19 protein-coding genes, 1 tRNA gene and 1 pseudogene are annotated in these 19,341 nt (G+C 66.5%); 12 read left to right on the forward strand and 9 right to left on the reverse strand.

Annotation, left to right across the window (positions count from 1 at the left end):
- Positions 1–345: 345 nt before the first annotated feature.
- The 3 genes from GVY64_RS07335 to GVY64_RS07345 all read right to left on the reverse strand — a co-directional run bounded on the left by GVY64_RS07335 (position 346) and on the right by GVY64_RS07345 (position 3,363).
- Positions 346–1,473, reverse strand: a complete 1,128-nt coding sequence (locus GVY64_RS07335) for a PLP-dependent cysteine synthase family protein (protein WP_159839821.1) — start codon at positions 1,471–1,473, stop codon at positions 346–348.
- A gap of 106 nt (positions 1,474–1,579) precedes the next feature.
- Positions 1,580–2,173, reverse strand: a complete 594-nt coding sequence (locus tag GVY64_RS07340; protein WP_159839822.1) for a hypothetical protein — start codon at positions 2,171–2,173, stop codon at positions 1,580–1,582.
- A 554-nt stretch (positions 2,174–2,727) separates the two neighbouring features.
- Positions 2,728–3,363: a class I SAM-dependent methyltransferase gene (locus tag GVY64_RS07345; protein WP_159839823.1), complete on the reverse strand. Its 636-nt coding sequence runs from the start codon at positions 3,361–3,363 to the stop codon at positions 2,728–2,730.
- A gap of 456 nt (positions 3,364–3,819) precedes the next feature.
- On the opposite strand from GVY64_RS07345, the gene GVY64_RS07350 reads away from it, so the two are divergent.
- The 8 genes and pseudogenes from GVY64_RS07350 (at position 3,820) to GVY64_RS07380 (ending at position 10,334) form a co-directional block, all read left to right on the forward strand.
- Positions 3,820–4,467 carry a hypothetical protein gene (locus GVY64_RS07350; protein WP_159839824.1) on the forward strand — a complete coding sequence of 216 codons (648 nt, stop codon included), beginning with the start codon at positions 3,820–3,822 and terminating at the stop codon, positions 4,465–4,467.
- A gap of 101 nt (positions 4,468–4,568) precedes the next feature.
- Complete coding sequence (locus GVY64_RS07355) at positions 4,569–5,684, forward strand: PLP-dependent cysteine synthase family protein (RefSeq protein ID WP_159839825.1); 1,116 nt, start codon at positions 4,569–4,571, stop codon at positions 5,682–5,684.
- Positions 5,681–6,994: an MFS transporter gene (locus GVY64_RS07360; protein WP_159839826.1), complete on the forward strand. Its 1,314-nt coding sequence runs from the start codon at positions 5,681–5,683 to the stop codon at positions 6,992–6,994. The genes GVY64_RS07355 and GVY64_RS07360 overlap by 4 nt, the downstream gene beginning before the upstream one ends.
- The gene (locus tag GVY64_RS39065) at positions 6,942–7,751 is read left to right on the forward strand and encodes an alpha/beta fold hydrolase (RefSeq protein ID WP_442939543.1); all 810 of its coding nucleotides are present in this window, start codon (positions 6,942–6,944) and stop codon (positions 7,749–7,751) included. The genes GVY64_RS07360 and GVY64_RS39065 overlap by 53 nt, the downstream gene beginning before the upstream one ends.
- A gap of 111 nt (positions 7,752–7,862) precedes the next feature.
- Positions 7,863–8,261: pseudogene (locus tag GVY64_RS38875) on the forward strand (replication initiator); the annotation flags it as partial.
- Between the two features lie 46 nt (positions 8,262–8,307).
- A complete protein-coding gene (locus tag GVY64_RS07370; RefSeq protein WP_159839827.1) occupies positions 8,308–8,901 on the forward strand; it encodes a replication initiator in 594 nt (197 codons plus the stop codon).
- Positions 8,902–8,913: 12 nt separating this feature from the next.
- Entirely contained in the window at positions 8,914–9,129 is a 216-nt protein-coding gene (locus GVY64_RS07375) for a helix-turn-helix domain-containing protein (RefSeq protein WP_159839828.1), read from the forward strand.
- 32 nt (positions 9,130–9,161) lie between these two features.
- Positions 9,162–10,334 (forward strand): tyrosine-type recombinase/integrase, encoded by a 1,173-nt coding sequence (locus GVY64_RS07380; protein ID WP_236566679.1) that lies wholly within the window; start codon positions 9,162–9,164, stop codon positions 10,332–10,334.
- Between the two features lie 42 nt (positions 10,335–10,376).
- On the opposite strand, the gene GVY64_RS07385 is transcribed toward GVY64_RS07380, so the two are convergent.
- The 4 genes from GVY64_RS07385 to GVY64_RS07400 form a co-directional block, all read right to left on the reverse strand.
- A tRNA-Pro gene (locus GVY64_RS07385) sits at positions 10,377–10,450 on the reverse strand.
- A gap of 159 nt (positions 10,451–10,609) precedes the next feature.
- Positions 10,610–11,413, reverse strand: a complete 804-nt coding sequence (locus tag GVY64_RS07390) for an SDR family oxidoreductase (protein WP_159839830.1) — start codon at positions 11,411–11,413, stop codon at positions 10,610–10,612.
- Positions 11,410–12,030, reverse strand: coding sequence for a TetR/AcrR family transcriptional regulator (locus GVY64_RS07395; RefSeq protein ID WP_159839831.1), 621 nt, complete (start codon positions 12,028–12,030; stop codon positions 11,410–11,412). The genes GVY64_RS07390 and GVY64_RS07395 overlap by 4 nt, the downstream gene beginning before the upstream one ends.
- Before the next feature lie 312 nt (positions 12,031–12,342).
- Entirely contained in the window at positions 12,343–13,146 is an 804-nt protein-coding gene (locus GVY64_RS07400) for a GNAT family N-acetyltransferase (RefSeq protein ID WP_159839832.1), read from the reverse strand.
- A 185-nt stretch (positions 13,147–13,331) separates the two neighbouring features.
- On the opposite strand from GVY64_RS07400, the gene GVY64_RS07405 reads away from it, so the two are divergent.
- The 3 genes from GVY64_RS07405 to GVY64_RS07415 all read left to right on the forward strand — a co-directional run bounded on the left by GVY64_RS07405 (position 13,332) and on the right by GVY64_RS07415 (position 15,751).
- Complete coding sequence (locus GVY64_RS07405; RefSeq protein ID WP_159839833.1) at positions 13,332–13,907, forward strand: TetR/AcrR family transcriptional regulator; 576 nt, start codon at positions 13,332–13,334, stop codon at positions 13,905–13,907.
- A gap of 73 nt (positions 13,908–13,980) precedes the next feature.
- Positions 13,981–14,769: an oxidoreductase gene (locus GVY64_RS07410; protein WP_159839834.1), complete on the forward strand. Its 789-nt coding sequence runs from the start codon at positions 13,981–13,983 to the stop codon at positions 14,767–14,769.
- 142 nt (positions 14,770–14,911) lie between these two features.
- The gene (locus GVY64_RS07415; protein WP_159839835.1) at positions 14,912–15,751 is read left to right on the forward strand and encodes an MBL fold metallo-hydrolase; all 840 of its coding nucleotides are present in this window, start codon (positions 14,912–14,914) and stop codon (positions 15,749–15,751) included.
- A 301-nt stretch (positions 15,752–16,052) separates the two neighbouring features.
- On the opposite strand, the gene GVY64_RS07425 is transcribed toward GVY64_RS07415, so the two are convergent.
- Positions 16,053–16,391, reverse strand: coding sequence for a TetR family transcriptional regulator (locus GVY64_RS07425; RefSeq protein ID WP_201297933.1), 339 nt, complete (start codon positions 16,389–16,391; stop codon positions 16,053–16,055).
- Positions 16,392–16,876: 485 nt separating this feature from the next.
- Here GVY64_RS07425 and GVY64_RS07430 point away from each other — a divergent pair, with 485 nt between their 5' ends.
- Positions 16,877–17,788: a class I SAM-dependent methyltransferase gene (locus GVY64_RS07430; RefSeq protein WP_159839837.1), complete on the forward strand. Its 912-nt coding sequence runs from the start codon at positions 16,877–16,879 to the stop codon at positions 17,786–17,788.
- A gap of 45 nt (positions 17,789–17,833) precedes the next feature.
- On the opposite strand, the gene GVY64_RS07435 is transcribed toward GVY64_RS07430, so the two are convergent.
- Positions 17,834–19,084 (reverse strand): alkane 1-monooxygenase, encoded by a 1,251-nt coding sequence (locus tag GVY64_RS07435; protein ID WP_159839838.1) that lies wholly within the window; start codon positions 19,082–19,084, stop codon positions 17,834–17,836.
- Positions 19,085–19,341: the final 257 nt, after the last annotated feature.

The raw sequence follows: 19,341 nt of genomic DNA on the forward strand, positions 1-19,341 counted from the left end.
CGCGTGGAGGAGACCCGCCTACGCAGGAACGCGCCCTGCAACCCGGCGCCGCGCATCACTCGCTCCACCCGTTTCCGACCGCCCGCGATGCCGCGCCGTGCCAGCATCGCGGGCGCGCGGCGGAGGGTCGTAAGTGCCGCCGGAGCTGCTGTGGATATCGACGATCTCGGCCTCGTTCGATGACCAAACCGGGTTGGGAGTAGTGGATCCTTTCGGTACCACGACGCAGCTTGCCCTCGATGATGCGACGTGCGTGGCCGAATTACTGTGGTGCGTCGCCCTCATCTACTAACGAGCGACGCACCACGGGACCGCGTACCGTGTCACATCTCTGTGTCGGCATCTTCATGAAGGAGTTGTTACTGGAGAAGCCATCGTCTTGGGGTCGATCACGGTCGTAGAGCGGGTCCAGGAGGTAACGACACGCTCACTGGGATGGGTGATAGTTGCGGGTTCGATCGGTGGGTCGACGTCGAGCAACCCGTGTTCGGCGCAGTAGCGGTCGTTGTAGATGGTGTCGAAGTAGCGCTGTGGTCCATCCGGGAATACGGCCGCGATCGTGGTGTCTGCGTCGAATACGCGAGCTGCCCAGCCGGCGACCAGTGCCACCGCGCCCACGCTCCAGCCACCGGACGCGTGGTGGGTCGCGGCGAGCGTTCGCGCAGCCCACACGGCCTCCGAGGGCGCCACCCAGTGCACTTCGTCGAACGCCGGGTAGTCGACATTGGCTGGGAAGATGCTCGAGCCGAGGCCGCGCATCAGGCGCGGCCCAGATGGTTGGCCGAAGATCGTCGAGGCCACTGTATCCACGCCGATCAGCTTGAGGTCGGGATTGAAACGGCGCAGCACCCGCGAAACGCCGGCCGAGTGGCCGCCCGTGCCGACGGCGCACACCAGGACGTCGATGTTGCCGAGCTGCTCGACCAGCTCGATCCCCAAGGATTCGTAGCCGTCGACGTTGTCGGGATTGGTGTACTGGTCCGGAGTCCAGGCGTCGGGATGACGATCGAGCAACTCCGCGACACGCTCGCGGCGCGCCTGTTGCCACCCGCCGGTCGGGTGGGGTTCGGTCACGAGCTCGACCCGCGCTCCATAGGCTGCCAGCATCCGCGAAACGATGGGCTCCAGTCCTGTATCGGTTACCACGGTGACCGGGTGGCTGTGGACGATTCCGGCCAGAGCCAAACCCAAGCCCAGAGTTCCGCTTGTGGATTCGATGATCGGCGCGCCGGGTGCGAGATCCCCTCGCTCCTCCGCGCGCTGCACCATGTGCAATGCGGGGCGGTCCTTCATCCCGCCAGGATTGAACCCCTCCAATTTGGCCCAGAACCCGCGACCGGCCGGAGCCAGCGGGGCTCCGATGCGCAGCACTGGGGTGTTGCCGACCAGTCCGTGGGGCCGCCGGGCCGCTCCCGGTGCGCTGATCAAGCCGACGGGTACGTCGGTGCGGTTGTCGAACATGATGTGGTTCATGACTGTCGCTTCCTGTATCAGCACCGCTGTCCATGCGGCGCTAACGATGAGAGGGGCAGCTGACACCGGTCGGCAGTACGACATACGCCGGCCTGGTGCTGACCTGTCAGCGTCGGGCGATACAGAGCCGAGTCAGGATTTCCCGCCCATGGGCGGGCACGGGTCGGCCAGGTGGGGCACGTACACCGCCGACGGGCAGAGAAAGTACTGCCGTGAGAACAATGAGGGCCGCCGATAGCATCAGCCCGAGCAGTTGCAGCGGCAGGACGGTCGACGCGGTGCCGGGCAGGAGGGATTTGATGACACAGTGCGCGATGTGCGCTCCGCAGTGATCGTCTACGTAGTCGGACACCGCGTCATCGGGGCTGTGTCCGTGCACAGTTGCCTGCCCGGTGCCCCCGACAGGGAAGGTCGAAGCATGCGTGTGTGCGTCTGCTCTCAGTAGCCCGCAGTCGATCGCCGGTGCTACGAGCAGCACTAGGGCGAGCAAGACCAGCGCGAAACCGCCCCGCCGCAGCAGGCGGATGAGGCCGACGACGCCTCGACCTTCGCGCCCGCGATCCAGCCGGGTCGTCCTTGCGGCACCGGCTTTGGCGGTGAATTGGCGATCGAGTATTCCGATGCCCTGCTTGGCAAGCATGTCAGCGACGGGGGTGTCAGCCGCAATGCAGCGCTCGGAGTAGTCAGGCGCTTGACTCATGACAACCTCCGTTCGGCTTCGATCGGCTGTGCTCAACCTTCACCGCTGCCCCAAGGAGCGCGATCGCATTACCGTGACGTTATACCCTACGGGGGTACCCTGTCAATCGTCGTCGAACTGCACCGGCGCCTCTGGCTGAACGGCCTCGGCAGCACCCGGCTCGCCCTGTGATTGTGCCCAGTCATCCGCATCACCGTCTTCTGGTTGATGATGGCGCACAGCGTCATTGAAGGCGAGCAGTGGAATCTCGCCGTCAGCTCATGGAGTACCAAGCGTCTGTGCCCCCGACTCGGATGAAGTCACCCAGGCGGCACGGCATCGTCCTTGTCGACCGCTCAGATACTCGAGTTGCCGAGGTCACCTGCAACCACGTCGGCATATTCGCTCGGGCCGTGCGTCAGCACGACCGATGCGAGGCCCTCGGATAGGAGGCTCCCCAGCCGGGCGGTCCCCAGAACGCAACACCCGCCGCGCTCACGTCGGCCTCTGCCGGATGACCCCACCCCACCGGATATACCCCCCGGCTGCACCCGGCCACTGACTGATCGACTCGACTAACCAGGCTTGCGGCCCAGCACCCGGAACACGACACCGCCACGGCCCGTGCGGTCGGCGTAGTCGATGGCGAACCCCGCATCGGTGAAGTAGGCGACAGGCTCACGAGTCAGATAGTCCGCTGCCATCCGCACAGTCAGCGGCTCAACCCACCGCATCACCGCCGCGACCGCCCGTGATCGGGCCGGGCCGTGCTCGACTGCGACGAAAATCCCGCCCGGGCGCAGCACCCGCCACGCCGCCCGCGCCGCGGCCGCCGGATCCGGGATCGTGCAGAAGGTGTAGGTGGAGACCACCGTTTCCGCCGAGGACTCGGGCAGGTCGAGCTGCTGCACATCACCATGGCGCAGTTCCACCGGCACCGCCGCCACCCTCGAGCGCGCGAGTGCGAGCATCGGCTCGGACAGATCCACCCCGATCACGCGGGTCACCCCGGCACCGTAGAGGGGCAGGTTCAACCCGCTGCCCACGCCGATCTCGACCACCACCCCACGCGCCTGCTCGACCGCCCACCGGCGGGCATTGCCCATCAGGAAGCGTTCCGACCACCCGATCTGCCGGTCGTATCCAGCGGCGAGGCGATCGAACACCCGCTGCACGTGACCCAATTCATCCCGCGTGGCCTCACCCGACATGCACCTACTCAACCGCTTCCGACCACCGCGGCGCATCCGGGAACTCCCTGAAATCGACACCGCTGTGCTCCCGGCCTGCACATGCTCGAGCGAGCGTACCGTCGGAACTTTTGCTCATCGGCTGCTACCACGACCGCAGCACATGACCGGCGACCCGGTCGCGCCGAATACGGCATGGCGTGCTGGTCAGCTCGGACCATCTGCATCGCGCGGGCCCGGTTCCGGTCTACGGAGAAGCTCAGCAGGTGAGCAGGCGATACGGTTGCACTGCCCCTCCGCCGACTTGTGGCTCGCCGCAGAGCGGCGTCAGTGAGCCAGGGGGCGGAAAGTGATCATCAGGTATTTGTCCCGGTCGTGCGAGGGATTCGAGGTTTCGGGTTCGCCGGTGAGGATGGCGTGGACCTCGTCACACAGCAGAGAGACTATGGATACAGGTAGTAGATTGTCTCGCGAGGTGTGGGCAGTCCCGCTTCGGCGCTGGCGCACCTACGAGGCGAGAATCGTCTGATCTATTCGATGAACGGAGGTGGTACGGGTGAATGCGATGATCGACCGAGCCGATTGCGTCCCAGGGGCGACAATGTCCTTCTGGATGGCGGTCAATTCGCCGACGTGCCATCTGCGGGATCAGCCTTTTGCCCGCGCATGCCCCCATCTCCCTGTTCCCGCAATGGGCGCACCGTGATGCTCCTCAACCGGCTGCGGCGTCCGTCGGTGGTGGTGGCACTGCTGATGGCGGTGCTGCTCGTTGCCCCGACCATCGACTGCGCGCTGCTCGGCGGCGACAAACATCTGCACATCGGTGTCGCCGCCGCCACCGCTTCGACGGGCGCTTCGCACGATCATCACGCCGACCGCGCGGTCGGTCATGTGACTGATGACTGTGATCAGCACATGAGTCATTGCATCGTGAAGTCGGTGCTGGGCTCCGGTGCGGGACTTCTCCTGCCGTTGCTGTGGCTGGTGCTGGCGGCAGTCACGGCGGTCGGTACCGCCTACCTCATGTCAGCGGGCATCGGTGGTGTTCGGGGGCCACCGATGGGCCCCGTACCCGTGCTCAACGGGCAGGACATCCTCACCAGATTCTGTATCGCCCGACGCTGATCGGTCAGCGCCAGGTCGACGTGTCTTCGTCGGCCAGTGTTCGCTGCCCGCTCAACGTCTCACCGCGCCTTGCAGCGGTTCGGATACAGAAAGCGACAGTCATGAACAACGTGGTCTTCGGCAAGCTCGCCGAGACATCTTTTGCTCCGGTAGTCGCGGGGGAGCCCAGTTCCCTGGTCGGAAACACCCCCGTCCTGTGGGTGGGTGCGCCATTGGCGCCCGCCGGGCGAGGGTTCTGGGCCAAATTGGAGGGGTTCAATCCTGGCGGGATGAAGGATCGGCCCGCACTGCATATGGTGCGGCGCGCCAAGGAACTAGGTGATCTGGCACCCGGAGCGCGCATTATCGAGTCCACCAGCGGGACTCTCGGATTGGGTCTGGCGCTGGCGGGAACGGTGTATCGCCATCCGGTGACCGTGGTCACCGATCCGGGCCTGGAGCCGATCGTCGCGCGCATGCTGGCGGTCTACGGGGCACGGGTCGAACTCGTGGCCGAGCCCCATCCCAGTGGCGGCTGGCAGCAGGCGCGACGCGGCCGCGTCGCTGAACTGCTGGCTCTCGAGCCCGGCGCCTGGTGCCCTGAGCAGTACAGCAATCCCGATAACGTCGAGGGCTATGAATCCATGGCCTTCGAACTGCTCCAGCAGCTAGGTGGTGTCGATGTACTGGTGTGCTCGGTGGGCACGGGAGGCCACTCGGCTGGAGTGGCTCGGGTGCTACGCCGGTTCAACCCCGACATGACACTGATCGGGGTGGACACTGTCGCCTCGACGATCTTCGGCCAGCCCGCGGGCACCAGATTGATGCGCGGCCTGGGTTCCAGCATTTTCCCGAAGAACGTCGACTACGGCGCGTTCGACGAAGTGCACTGGGTGGCGCCGTCGGAGGCGGTATGGGCATGCCGGACTCTGGCGGGCACGCACTACGCCACCGGCGGATGGAGCGTCGGCGCCGTCGCGTTGGTCGCCGGGTGGGCAGCGCGTATCCACTCCGCAGACACACGGATCGCGGCGGTGTTCCCGGATGGGCCGCAACGCTATTTCGACACCATCTACAACGACGACTACTGCGACGAGCACGGCCTGCTCGATGCCGACCCGCCGATCGAACCGGATGTCATCGAACATCCTGCCGCGCGGGTGGTGCACTCGTGGACCCGCTGCAGTTCTGTCATCGCTCCCCACGCTCAGGTTTCTGCAGGAGACAGCGCATCGTGACCGTGTTCCGGAAGTTCCGCAGCTTCGATCTCGCGGCGCGACTGCTGATGGTCAACCAGTTCGGCATCAACCTCGGGTTCTACATGTTGATGCCATACCTGGCGGGCTACCTCGCCGGCCCGCTCGGGTTGGCCGCATGGGCGGTCGGGCTGGTGCTCGGCGTGCGCAACTTTTCCCAACAGGGCATGTTCCTGATAGGCGGCACGCTTGCCGACCGACTCGGCTACAAACCTCTGATCGTCGCGGGGTGTCTGCTGCGAACCGGCGGTTTTGCACTGCTGGTATTCGCTACATCGCTGCCAGGGTTACTGGTCGCTTCCGCGGCCACGGGGTTCGCCGGAGCGTTGTTCAATCCAGCCGTGCGCGCATACCTGGCGGCTGACACCGGAGATCGCCGTGTGGAAGCGTTCGCGGTGTTCAACATCTTCTATCAAGCAGGAATCCTCGCCGGACCGCTGGTTGGGCTGGCGTTGATGGCCGTGGACTTCCAAGTAACGGCTGCTGCCGCGGCGGCGGTGTTCGCGGCGCTGACGGTAGCGCAGCTGTTTGCTCTACCGACTCGCCGCGGGGAGACCGGTGCCGAACATGCCTCGGTGCTCGACAACTGGCGCACCGTGGCGTCGAATCGCAGGTTCATCTGGTTCTCGTTGGCGATGATCGGCTCGTATGTGCTGTCGTTCCAGGTCTACCTCGCCTTGCCTCTTCAAGCCGAATACGTGGCAGGGGAGCGTTCTCAGGTCCTGGTGTCAGCGTTGTTCGTCGTCTCTGGTGTCGTAGCCGTCGCCGGGCAGCTGCGCATCACCTCCTGGTTCAGAGCACGCTGGGGAACCGGACGCAGCCTCGTGGTCGGCATGGCTATCCTGGCCGCGTCGTTCCTTCCTGTTCTCGTGGTTCCGGGATCCGGGCGATTCGGGAGCGCCGCGGCAGTTGTCGCGCTGCTGGTCTCGACTGCGTTGCTGGCGGTAGGTACCGCGGCGGTGTTCCCCTTCGAGATGGACACCGTCGTCTCTCTTGCCGACGGGAAGCTGGTAGCCACCCATTACGGTTTCTACAACACCATCGTCGGCGTCGGTATCCTGGCGGGCAATCTCGCCACCGGTGCGGTGGTCGGTGCCGCGCGGTCCGCTGACGCGGACTGGGCGGTGTGGGCCGGGCTCAGCGCGATCGGGGCTATCGCCGCGGTTGCTTTGCACAGGCTGGACCGTGGGGCCGCTGATCTCCCCATCCGAGAAGGCGAACAAGCCACGCTTCGTGTGAGTGGTCGCCAAGCCCTCGACCGGGCAGCGCCGGAGCCGTCGTCACGGGCGTGACGGATGTCCGTTGCACGCCACCGTTGTCGGCGCTGGGCCTGCGCTCATCCTCATGCACGCCGGCGGACCGGATCACGAGAGCATGCTGCCGCTCGCCGAGCGACTGGCCGACCGTCACATGGTGGTGCTTCCGGATCTGCGCGGCTACGGCCGATCTGTCTGTACCGATCCAGCTCGGCATACCTTGGCCCAGTACTCCGCCGACCTCGTCTCCCTGCTGGACCATCTCGGGTTGCCGACTGCGGCATGCGGCGGTGCAGGTCTCGGCTCGACCATCACCCTTCGCGCCGCCGCGGAACACCCGCAGCGAGTGCACGCGGGTGTGTTGATCGGGGTCGAAGACATCGAGGACGATGCGGCGAAAGAGGAGGAAATCCGGTTCCTGGATGCTTCGCCGATCGGGTGGCGACGCACGGCATCGAGGCGGGATGGGCGCCGATCCTGGCCGGTTTCCCGCCTGTGGTCGGCGCTATGGTGCGTGACGCGATACCCCGATCGGATCCTGCGAGCATCGTCGCCGCCGCGGCCATTGGCCGTGAAAGATCTATTCGCGACGTCACCGAACTGGTCGCGATCCCCGCAGCTACGACGGCGATCAGGACATCATGTCCGGCATCCGGGAAGTCGTCGGGGATCTGGGTCGCGAGATGCGCGAGAGTGGGTTTCGTGGTCGGCTGCCGGACTTGGACGTCAAACCGCAGGATCGGCGGCCGCGCTCCACTCGGCGCCAGCAGGATGTGCCGGATCTGCCGCGTAAGAAGGTCGCCAAGCACACCATCGGGGAGGCGTATGCGGGCAAGCACCGTCCGGGCATGTTCATCACCCTGACCATGCCTTCCTACGGCGGCATCAACCGTTATGGCGCGCCATCGACCAGGACGGCAAAACCTGCTCCGACGGCTCCCCACGCAACCCGGACTCCTACGACTACACGCGTGCGGCGCGGGACATCGTGCATTTCTCGGCGCTGTTCGATCGGTGGATCCAGAACCTGCGGCGCGCGGTGGGCTATGACGTGCAGTACTTCGCTACCGTCGAACCGCAACGGCGGGGTGCCCCGCACCTGCATGTGTTGCTGCGCACCGACATCCCCCGCGAACTGATCCGCCGGGTCACCGCCGCGACTTACCACCAGGTGTGGTGGCCGCACTTCGACCAACCGGTCTATGACGACGACCGGATGCCGGTCTGGGACAGGGCTGCGTTGACGTTCGTGGATCCGCGGTCGCGTCGGCCGCTGCCGGACTGGGAGAGCACGTTGGATGTCCTCGACACCGTCGACGATCTCGAGCCCGCGCACACGTTGCGGTTCGGTGAGCAGGTCGACCCCCCGGCACATCCGGGGTGTGGTGCCGGGTACGCAGGCGGACAAGACGATCGGCTACGTCACCAAGTATCTGACCAAGTCCATCGCCGAAGTGCTGCACACCGAATCCGCGCGCACCGAGGCTCATTACGACCGGCTGCATGCGGAGTTGCAGCGCATCCCGTGCTCGCCGCGCTGTCCGGTCTGGCTGCGCTACGGCATCGTCCCGAAAGGCGCCAGCGACAGAGCCATTCCCGGCCGCTGTAAGGGCAAGGCGCACCGCCGAGACACCCTCGGACTGCCGGGCCGGCGGATCCTGGTTTCTCGGCGTTGGTCGGGCAAGACCCTGCCCGATCACAAGGCAGACCGCGCGGAGTTCGTTCGGCAACTGCTCGCCGATGTCGGCATCGTCAAACCCGACACCTCGCACCTGGTGGTCACCCCGGTCGAGCCTGGCGACCAGTCGGTCCCGCCGCGCGATCACCTGATCCTGGCCGCCATCGCCCAACGCACTCGATGGCGCGCGGAATACACCAATGCCCTGCTCGCCGCCGGGCTACCAGCACAACAGGAACATTCGGCAATTCGGCAAGCAGCATAGGAGGAGACTGCGATGGAGCTGAATGAGCTACTGGGGACCACGTGGTACACGACCGAGGAGGTCGCGCAGATGCTGCACGTGGATGCGTCGAGCCTTCGGCGGTGGCGGACTGCTCGCCCGCCGCAAGGGCCGCCGTTCGTGCAGGTCTCCGATCGGGTGGTCCGCTACAGCCGCACCGACGTGGAGGCGTACATGCGGGCCAAGCGTGTCGACCCGGCGGCGGCGTGATGGCCGAACAGGTGCATGTCCTCCCGCTGGGTGTGGCGCTGCGGGCCGACGTTGAAGTTCGGCAACGCGCCAAGCCGTACCGCGCCCGGGTCCGCTGGGTTGATCCGGCCACGAGGAAACGCCCCTCGGTGTCGGAAGCGTTCGAGACCCGGGAGGAAGCCGACGAGTGGATCGATCGCATTCGGCAGGCTGCGGCGCGGGGTGTCGATCCGAAGATGGCCACGGCGACGCTGGCTGACTACGGGAGGGTCAGCCTTGAACTGGCGTTGCGCGGCATTGAGCCGAAGACCCGCGATCCGTACTTGGCGGGCTGGCGCCGGCGGGTGCTGCCCACGGTCGGGCACCTGCCCGTCACCATGATTACGGCTGGTGTGGCCGACCGTGCGGTGGGAGCCTGGATCGCGGACGGGTGCAGCAAATCGACGGTGAAGAACACCCTGGCGGTGTGGGGCCGCGTGATGGACCAGGCGGTCCGTGATGAGCTGATCGACCGCAATCCGGTACAGGTGACCGGCTGGCAACGGCAGTTCGCGCAGGTCGAGGACGAGTCGGAAGACCCGCGCGCGCTCGCTGTGCCCGATTGGCAGACGCTTACCGCCTTGGCGGATGCGCTGGTGGCGGCGTCGGCCGACAACTACCGCGGTTGGGGTGAAGTGGTGCTCTTCGCCGCGTGCACCGCCACCCGTATCGGAGAGGTCTCCGGCTGCCGGGTCACCGATATCGACGTGGATGACTGGGTGTGGACGCTGCGACGGCAAACCACTCCCGGACCGGGCGGGATGCAGGACAAGGGCACGAAAGGCAAACGGGCGCGCAAGATTCCGATCATCGCGGAACTTCCTCCGCTCGTGTCTCGCCGGATCGCCGCGATAGGGGACAAGCCGGAGGCACGGTTGTTCGTCGGCCCCCGCGGCGGACGCATCTCCACCGGGGTCCTGCGGCGGGCGACGCACTGGGACGACGTGGTCGCCGCCTTGGGCTACGAGCATCTGCGGCGGCACGGGCTCCGGCACACCGGGCTGACGTGGTTCGCCGACGCGGGTGTGCCGGTGCATCGGCTCCAGAAGATCGCCGGACACCGCGATCCCCGGATCACCGAGCGCTACCTACACCCGGACATCAAGTCCTTGCAGGATGACGGCAACCTGCTCTCGCAGCATCTACGGTCCCCACGTGGTCCCCAACTCCGCGTGGTCGGCGAATGAAGAAAGCCCCTCCGACGCTGGTCAGAGGGGCTTTCTCGTCTGTCGGGCTGACAGGATTTGAACCTGCGACCACTTGACCCCCAGTCAAGTGCGCTACCAAACTGCGCCACAGCCCGTTGCGTCCGCTGTGCGGGCGCTCGAAGAGATTACCGCACGAGGGTAGGGCGGTGCTAATCGCCTAGTCAGAGTGGGTTGTGATGCCTGGCGGGGTGGGTGGTGGCTTGGGCTCGCGGGTGCGGGCGGGGGCCGTGGCGCGGGGCTGAAGGCGGGGGCGCTCAGCGATAGTCGTCCACGTGGTCTACCGCCCACTGGGCGAAGGTGCGGGCGGGGGTGCCGGTGATCGACTCGGAAGTGGGGCCGACGGGGCTCGGTTCCGTTCCGGCCTTCGCCCACAGGTCGAGGACCGGGCGGTAGTAGAGGTCGGCCGCTTCCTCGTAGCTCAGTTCGATCAGGTTGATTCGCTCGCCCAGGGCGGCGGCGATGGCGGCGACCTGCTGGCGATGCGACAGGGATTCCGGGCCGGTCAGCGGGTAGATTTTGCCCGCGTGGGAGGGGTCGTCGAGCGCTGCGATGGCCGCGGCGGCGATGTCGGCCTCGTGGATCGGGGTCAGTTGCAGGTCCGGGAAGGGGACGCGGACGACGCGGTCGGCCTTGATGGTGGAGAACCAGAAGCGAGCGTTGGCCGCGAAGGCACCGGGCCGCAGGACGGTCAACGGCAGGCCGGATGCGCGCAGCGGGTTCTCGACCGCGAGATGCCTTGCCCCGATGGGGTTGTGGTCGTTCTCGGCCGCGATGGAGGACAGCAACACGATGTGGGCGACTCCGACGGCCTTCGCGGCGTCGACGAAGTTGTCGATGCCCTCGGCGGCGGCGTAGCAGAAGATTTTGTCGACACCCGTGAGGGCGGCGGTGACCGATTCGGGTTCGGTCAGGTCGAGCCCGACGAGGTCGACGCCGTCCGGCACGGTGGTTTCGGCCGGTTGGGAACTTGCCGCCCGTACCGGCTTTCCGGCTTCGCGCAGTTGATCGACGACGGCGCGGCCGACGATGCCGCGAACGCCGGTGACGAGGTAGGTCATGAGGTCTCTCCTTCGGAAGGGGAATCGGTGAGATGGGCGAGAATGCGGCGCAACTGTGCGCCGTAGCGCTGCTCGAACTCGGCGGACTGGGCATCCACGCCGAACAGTTCGCGAACCTGCACCGGCAGCAGCAGGGGAGCGATGACCATCCCCATCACCGCGAGCTGGAAGGCGGCGGGGTCGAGGTCGGCGGCGACCTCGCCGTCCTCTTGCCTGCGCCTGGTCACGGCGAGATCGCTCCGTGATATCGGGTGCTCGCCGGGCGGTGCGGCATCCGACAGTCCGCGCCACATGAGCAGGCGGATGCCGCGCGGGTCGCGCAACCCGTCGCGCAGATAGTTCGTGACCACCTCGGCCAGCGGCAGCGCCGGATCGTTGAAGGCGGCCTCGCGCTCCAGCCAGCTCTGCTGGAGCGCCCGGTAAAGGCCTTCCTTGCCGCCGAAGTAGTAGGTGATCAGCTGCTTGTTGACGCCGGCTCGTTCGGCGATGTCGCCGACTCGGGCGCCGGCGTAGCCCTTTGCGGCGAACTCGTCCAAGGCCGCTTCGAGCAGACAGCGTTTGGTCCGTTCGGCGTCGCGGACGCGGTGGACGGGATCCGGGGTGCGATGAGTCGGCACCTGCCCAGCGTAGGACGTTATTTTACAGATGGCTAATTGTTTTAGACATTCAGGTGATTCGTAGGCGTAGGTGTAGCGGCCCGACCCGGCCGTTATGTCGACCGGTCTACCAAAACCGTTCTACTGCAGCATAATTCGACTTAGGCCACGGAAGCATGCCCAGGTCTGTCTGGGTTCGCAGCGCGAACTGTCCGAGGCGGCAGGCGTCGGTGGACCGGCACGCAGTGCTCCAGCGCCGGTCGGTTGTCGACTAATCGTCCGTCGGATCTGCGCTGGATTCAGCGCCTCTGTATCGAATTCGGCCGCTGCACGCTATGTGGAGTGCTCGTCCCGGGCCGTCGAAAAGGAGTGATCGAACTCTCGGTGGCAACCAGCCGGTACGCGGCAGTGCAGGGCACTGCCGGGCGACGACGGCGTTTGCACGACCGTCGATTTCGAGCGTCTGCGCACCGTGAAGCCCAGCGTCTCGTGCAAACCGATCGCTGTCGTATTGCGGGCCAGCGCGTGCAGGAACGGTGTCTCGCCGCGCGCGCGGATGCCCGCGCCGATCGCGCGGATCAGGCGGGTGGCGAACCTGCGGCCCCGGAATTCCGCGTCGGTGCACACGGCGCTGATCTCGGTCCAGCCCGGCGGATGCAGACGCTCTCCGGCCATCGCGACCAGTCGGCCGTCGACCCGTAGGCCCGAATAGGTGCCCATTTCGATGGTCCGTGGCGCGTAGGGGCCGGGTTCGGCGCGGGCGATCAGTTCCAGGATCTCGGGCACATCGGCTGCGGTGAGAACTTCCAGTTCCGGGTCGTGGGCGACGCGCAGCGCGGCGCCGTCCATCTGTACCGAGTCCATCTCGTCCAGCACCGTCCAGCCGTCCGGCGGCACGTGGCCGGAGCCGCGCAAGGTGGTACTGCCACCAGGTCCGAGCAGTGTGGCCAGGTCGGCCCAGTCCTGCGCGTCCAGCACCGGCGGGTGTCCTACGAACCTGGCGACCTGCGGGTCGTAGCGGCCGATCCGTCCCACCCAGCCGGCGAACCGGCGGTGCGCGCCACGCAGCGACGCCCTGACCGGGTCGTCGAGCGGGTGTAGTGCGGTATCGGCGTCGATGGTCGACTCGGTGGTCACCGCGCACTCCTCCGTAACAGCGTCCTGCCGGGAAGGTCAGCGAGGCGCACGATTAACGGGACATCGTTGCGCTCAGCGGGATTTCGATACCGATCCCGGCCGCAAAGCAGCGTCCGGTCGCAGGCCTGTGCACCGGTGGGCCACCTTTCTTGACCCGTAGGTCTAAAACCGTTAGGGTTCCGGTCATGGGCAGGCCACGCAACTTCGACGCCGATACGGTGGTGGAGCGGGCCATGGAGACGTTCTGGACCCATGGGTACGCCAATACCTCTCCCGCCCAGCTGGCCGAGGCCACCGGTATCGGGAAGGGCAGTCTGTACCATGCTTTCGGCAGCAAGCGCGCGTTGTTCGACCGGGCTCTGGACCGATACGACAGGCTGGGGATCGAACTGGCGGCCGACGTCCTGACCCGCCCGGGTTCCACCCGGGATTGTGTGGCCGATTTCCTGCGCGGGATGGTCGATGCCGATCTGGTGCAACCGGTTCGGCGCGGCTGCCTGGCGGTGAACACCGCCATGGAATTGGCGGGGCACGATGCGGAGATCGCCCGGGCGGTGCGCACCATGCAAGACCACGTGATGGCGGCGTTGGAGGCCCGTATCGACCAGGGGCGGCGCGACGGTGACGTGCGCGCGGGCACCGACCCGCGAGAGATGGCCGAGTTCCTGATGAACACCATCGTCGGCCTCCGCGTGATGGCCAAGACCTACGACGCGCCCACGCTGCATCGCATCATCGACACCGCTCTGGCCGGCCTCTGAAATTCGCTTCCCGCCGCCGCCTCGAACGCTGCCCACATTTTTGACCTGTAGTTCAAGAAAGAGAGGATCACTCATGGATCTCGAACTGTCCGGCAAGACCGCCGTCGTCACCGGCGCAGGCCGCGGCATCGGCCTGGCTGTCGCCGAAGCGTTGTCCGCCGAGGGCGTCCGGGTGGTCGGCGCCGCGCGCACCATCACCCCAGAACTCGAAAAGGCGAGTGTCGCAGCCCTTTCCGTCGATCTCGCCACCTCGGCGGGAGCTACCCGGCTGATCGATGCCGCACTGGACGAATTGGGCGGCATCGACATCCTGATCAACAACGTCGGCGCTGTGAACGCCGCTCGTCTGGAACTGGGCGGTTTCCTCGATGTCGAGGACGAGCAATGGCGAGAACTCTTCGATCTGAACTTGTTCAGTGCCATCTGGGTCACCCGCGCGGCTCTGCCCAGCCTGCTGGAGCGGCGCGGCGCGATCGTCACCGTCTCGTCGATCAACAAGCATCTCCCGGCCGCGGGCCCGGTCGGTTACAGCGAGGCCAAGGCCGCGTTGACCGCGCTCACCAAGCGGCTCAGCGAGGAGTACGCGCCGCGCGGGGTGCGGGTCAACACCGTCTCTCCCGGTGTGGTGGGCACGCCGATGTGGCGCGGACCGCACGGTGTAGGCGCCAAGTTCGCCGCGGCGCAGGGTGTTTCCCAGGAGCAGTTGCTCGCGGCGGTCCCGGAGCAGTTCGGCATCGCCTCCGGCCGGATCAGTGAACCGGAGGAGGTCGCCGCCCTCGTCGCCTTCCTCGCGTCGCCGAAAGCCGCCAATATCGTCGGTGCGGACTACGTCATCGATGGCGGCACCCTGAAGATCGCCTGACATCGGTCGAGGCGGGGGCGACCGGCGCCGGACATGTTCGTACACTTCGTTTTCGGGTGACGACCATGGTCGGCGTCTGTCGCGCTCGACGGCACGGGCGGGCTAGGGTGGCCGGCCGGACGGCGCGGATAGGAGCGGACTGGTGCGTGTCCATCATTTGGATGCCGGGGGAACTCGTCCTTTCGGAGGCCGTTTGTTCGACGGCAGGCCGGGGATACGGCGCAGGGCCGCCGGCGCGTGTCACTGCTTGTTGATCGAGCACTCCGCCGGATTGGTCCTGGTCGACACCGGATACGGTGAACAGGCGCTGATCCGGCCGGATGCCTGGGTCGGGCGGCAGCTCATCCGGCAATCGAACCCGGTGCTCGACCACCCGATCGCCCGGCAGATCGAGGCGCTGGGCTTCACCCGCGACGACGTCCGGGACATCATCGTGACGCACCTCGATCTCGATCACGCGGGCGGCCTCGCCGATTTCCCCGCGGCCACCGTGCACGTCCACTGTGCGGAGTTGGACGCCGTCGAAGGGCCGTATGGTCGTCGCGAGGAATTCCGTTATCGCCGAGCCCAATTCGAGCACGGACCCAAGTGGTCGGTTTACGACGAATCCGACAGCGATGCGTCGAGCTGGTTCGATTTCCAGGCGGTCCGCGAACTGCGGGGCCTGCCCTCGGAAATACTCCTCGTTCCGCTGGCCGGACATACGCGCGGTCACGTCGGTGTGGCCGTCGACATGGGAGACGGTTGGTTGTTGCACGCCGGCGACGCCTATACCTATCACGGGCAGATGAATGCCGAGCCGTCCATGCCGGTGGGCGCGCGACTTTTCCAGTGGTATGTGGACACTCGGCGGCAATCCCGGATCGAGAATCAGCAGCGGCTGCGCGAACTCGTCCGTGACCACGGCGACGCGGTGACCGTGTTCTCCGCGCACTGTGCGACCGAATTCGAGCGGCTGAGCACCGCACGCCGGACCGCCTGATCCACGCCGACGAGCGGCGCCTTCCGGCCCGCCGGTTCAGCGGCGGGCGACCGCCCGGGCCACACTGCGGAACAGTCTACGCCGCAGACTCGCCCGCGCTCGGCGCAGCGGCCAGCCATCGTCGACGACGCACCGCGCCAGACGCAACCGGCCCAGTTCTGACAGCGGGGCATTACGGTGGGACACGAAGATCTCCGGCAGGTGAATGCGTTCCTAGACAGCTCGCACTTCACCCGGAGGTCTTCGCCATGTCAGCCCGACACGCAGCTACCAACGTCCGTGGTCAGTACATCTAGGGCACCTACCGCTGCAACCGGCCGGTCATCCGGAAACGCACCGCGAACACCTCGGCCGGATCGTCGTAGAGCCGGACGATCTCGTCGCGCATCTGGGCGTAGACCTCCAGCGCCGAGCTCACCGTCTGGAAGTGGTTGTAGAACGAGCCGAAACCGGCGTCGGCGGCGTCGGTGATCTCTTGGATGCTCGCCGCCGACCTGCCTTCCGACAAGAACTTGCGTGCGGCGGCCGGCAGCGCGTTGCGGGAGTGGTCGTGCGCACGTCCCAGGTTCGGGACGCCGCCCTTGTCGGGTGCCGAGCACCTGCCGAAAGGTCCTGCCGCGAGCCGTGACAGCGTCGTCACGGCGGCGTGCCGCACTCCGCGCCGAGTGGTGACCGATCCGTCCGGGGTAGGGCGGCAGGTGCTGGATGGCGATATGAGGCAAATGTAGCTATCCGTTGGCGTCCTGACCCGAGTAGTGCGCTACCCGATCGGGCCTGTCTTCGGCGCCCATGAGCGCAGCTGATCACGCAGGTCGACCCCCTGTGAGTGGCGCTCCGGCGGAGGGCGCGGCGAGCGGTCGCCCAACGGTCGGGTGGCATCGTGCCGCCGAGTGTTTGCTGATATGGCCGGTTACGAGACCAGGTTCTCGGATGTCGAGGTAGCGTGAAGGAAGTGCCGGCCGAGGTCCGGACACGTCGGCGACGTCGCCGTCGGCGTGGGCGTCCTCGTCGGCTGCGAGTGGTCGGTGCGTCTTCGGACATCGTGGTCGCATCCGGCTGGAAGCCGTCACGGCCCGGCGGCTCCCGCTGAACAGCAGTGCTGGTTTGCGAGAAAGTTCCGCCGTCATGAGTGTTCATGCCCCCCTCTACCGCGAAATCCTCTCCCGGGAAGAGCTGCCGGACGAGTTCTTCGGACTGTTCCTCGACCCGACCCGGACCTACAGTTGCGCGCTGTGGACCCACTCCGACGACACCCTGGAAAAAGCCCAGATGGCGAAGATCGATCTCGCCTTGGCCAAATGCGATCTCCAGCCGGGGATGACCTTGCTGGACGTCGGGTGCGGATGGGGTTCGACCATGCTGCGCGCCATGGACACCTACGGGGTGAACACGATCGGGTTGACCCGTAGCCGCAACCAGTACCGTTACGTGCGGGACATGCTCGTCGACCGGCTGATCCGTGGACGCCCGTACGGCGGGGTGCGCGTGCAGGGCTGGGAGGACTTCGACCGGCGCGCCGACCGGATCGTCTGCATCGGAGCGCTGGAACACCTGCCGGTGGACCGCTACGGGGAGTTCTTCGATTTCGCCTACCGGATCATGCCCGCGGACGGGGTGCTGCTGCTGCAGACGGTGGTCAGCCACAGCCGGGACCACCTTCGGGCGCACGGAGGCCGGATCACCAGCGACGATTTCGCGTTCTTGCGGTTCCTGCGCGAGACCATCTTCCCCGGCGGACAGCTTCCGCTACCGACCGGCCATCATCCCAAAGGGATCACCGAATACGCGGAGGACGCCGGTTTCACCGTCGCCGATGTGCTGGCACTGGGTCCGCACTACACCACCACACTGGACCGCTGGGCCGACGCCCTGCGCGAACACCGGGATCAGGCGGTCCGGCTCGCCGGGCAGGACACCTACGACGCCTACCTGCGTTATCTGACCGGGTCCGCCGAGTACTTCCGCCGTGGGCACACCGACGTCATGCAGTTCACCTGCCGCAAACCCGATGCGCGGCGCCCATCCGTCCAGTTGTGAGCCCGGCGGTTCGGCCGCGGAAGGCTCACTCCGCAGGCGGTGGCGTCACCGATTCGCCTCGGTCGGGAACCAGTCCTCGTCGGTGTCGGTGGACAAGGTCGAGCCGTGGGCGCGCGGGCTCGCATCCGTCGGCGCCGCCGCACGCGGACGCCGGATCGGCAGGATGAGCCTGCGCCTGCGGGGCTTGATATTGATCAGCGAGAGGTCGCCGTTGTAGTGGTCCACGACGCGGTGGTCCATGACCGCGCGCCACAGCGGCGGGATCGCGGCGAGTACGACCATGGTGGCGTAGCCCGCGGGCAGCTGGGGCGCCACGTCGCAGCTGCGGAGGGTTTGGTAGCGGCGGCCGGGATTGGCGTGGTGGTCGCTGTGGCGTTGCAGGTGGAACAGGAAGATGTTGGTGACCAAGCGGTCGCTGTTCCAGCTGTCGCGCGGCGAGCAGCGGGCGTACCGGCCGTCCGGACGCCGGGTGCGCAACAGTCCGTAGTGCTCGACGTAGTTGACCGTCTCCAGCAGCCCCGCGCCGATGACCGCCTGAATGGCGAGATACGGGATCGTGCCGGGACCGAACACCACGATCAAGGTGGTGAACAGCGCCGCGCTCATCGCCCACGCTTGCAGGAGATGATTGCTGGGGCTGAGCCACGGTTTGCCGTTGCGCGCCAGCCGCTTGCGTTCCAGGTCGAGAGCGGAGCGGAATCCGCCCGCTATCGTGCGCGGCAGGAATTGCCACAACGATTCGCCGAAGCGGGCACTGGCCGGGTCCTCGGGGGTGGCGACGCGAACGTGATGGCCGCGGTTGTGCTCCACGAAGAAGTGCCCGTACCCGGACTGCGCGAGCGCGATCTTGGCCAGCCATCGCTCGAGACGTTCGGAGCGGTGGCCGAGTTCGTGTGCCGCGTTGATACCGATTCCCGAGACGAAGCCGAGGGTCACGGCCAAGCCGAGCTTGTCGGCCAGGCTCAGCTCATGGCCGCTCCACAAGAAGCAGGCGATGAGCAGGCCGATGAACTGCATCGGCAGGAAGAGGAAGGTGCACCACCGGTAGTAACGGTCGTTGGACAACGCCTCGTAGTCTTCGTCGCGAGGGTTGCTTCCATCGTCGCCGATGGCCCAATCCAGCAGCGGGATGATCACCAGCACGATGATCGGCCCGATCCACCAGAACACCTCCAGCCCGGTGTGTAACACCAGCTGAGAGGGGAGAAGCGCGCAACCCGGGGCGATCAGCCCCAGCACCCACAGATAGCGTTTGGGGTCGCGGGCTCGCGTGTGCTCGAAGATCGTCATAGTCATCTCGCCGATCCGTGAGGACAACACTCAACCGACAGTTCCGACTGCGGACAACACTTGCACCGTGCACGCGACTCCAGAATAGCTAGAAGTTCGCTGACTGGTGGCGATCCGTCGAAACAGCCGATTGAGCGGGCGATGCACGCCTTCGGCGTCCGCATTGCTGATCGGTCGGATCGGAGGTTTCCGAGAAAGCTTCGGTGTGGGTGGCGTGTCCGGCTCGGGTGGTAGTGGCCGGATTCGTCAACCGTGATCGCCTC

The sequence above is a fragment of the Nocardia sp. CY41 genome, assembly GCF_009829325.1.
Lineage (GTDB): Bacteria > Actinomycetota > Actinomycetes > Mycobacteriales > Mycobacteriaceae > Nocardia.

What these genes read in the sequence shown, in the direction of transcription:
- GVY64_RS07335 (WP_159839821.1), bottom strand. Translation starts at nt 1,473, where the DNA reads ATGAACCACATCATGTTCGACAACCGCACCGACGTACCCGTCGGCTTG.
- GVY64_RS07340 (WP_159839822.1), bottom strand. Translation starts at nt 2,173, where the DNA reads ATGAGTCAAGCGCCTGACTACTCCGAGCGCTGCATTGCGGCTGACACC.
- GVY64_RS07345 (WP_159839823.1), bottom strand. Translation starts at nt 3,363, where the DNA reads ATGTCGGGTGAGGCCACGCGGGATGAATTGGGTCACGTGCAGCGGGTG.
- GVY64_RS07355 (WP_159839825.1), top strand. Translation starts at nt 4,569, where the DNA reads ATGAACAACGTGGTCTTCGGCAAGCTCGCCGAGACATCTTTTGCTCCG.
- GVY64_RS07375 (WP_159839828.1), top strand. Translation starts at nt 8,914, where the DNA reads ATGGAGCTGAATGAGCTACTGGGGACCACGTGGTACACGACCGAGGAG.
- GVY64_RS07390 (WP_159839830.1), bottom strand. Translation starts at nt 11,413, where the DNA reads ATGACCTACCTCGTCACCGGCGTTCGCGGCATCGTCGGCCGCGCCGTC.
- GVY64_RS07405 (WP_159839833.1), top strand. Translation starts at nt 13,332, where the DNA reads ATGGGCAGGCCACGCAACTTCGACGCCGATACGGTGGTGGAGCGGGCC.
- GVY64_RS07410 (WP_159839834.1), top strand. Translation starts at nt 13,981, where the DNA reads ATGGATCTCGAACTGTCCGGCAAGACCGCCGTCGTCACCGGCGCAGGC.
- GVY64_RS07430 (WP_159839837.1), top strand. Translation starts at nt 16,877, where the DNA reads ATGAGTGTTCATGCCCCCCTCTACCGCGAAATCCTCTCCCGGGAAGAG.
- GVY64_RS07435 (WP_159839838.1), bottom strand. Translation starts at nt 19,084, where the DNA reads ATGACTATGACGATCTTCGAGCACACGCGAGCCCGCGACCCCAAACGC.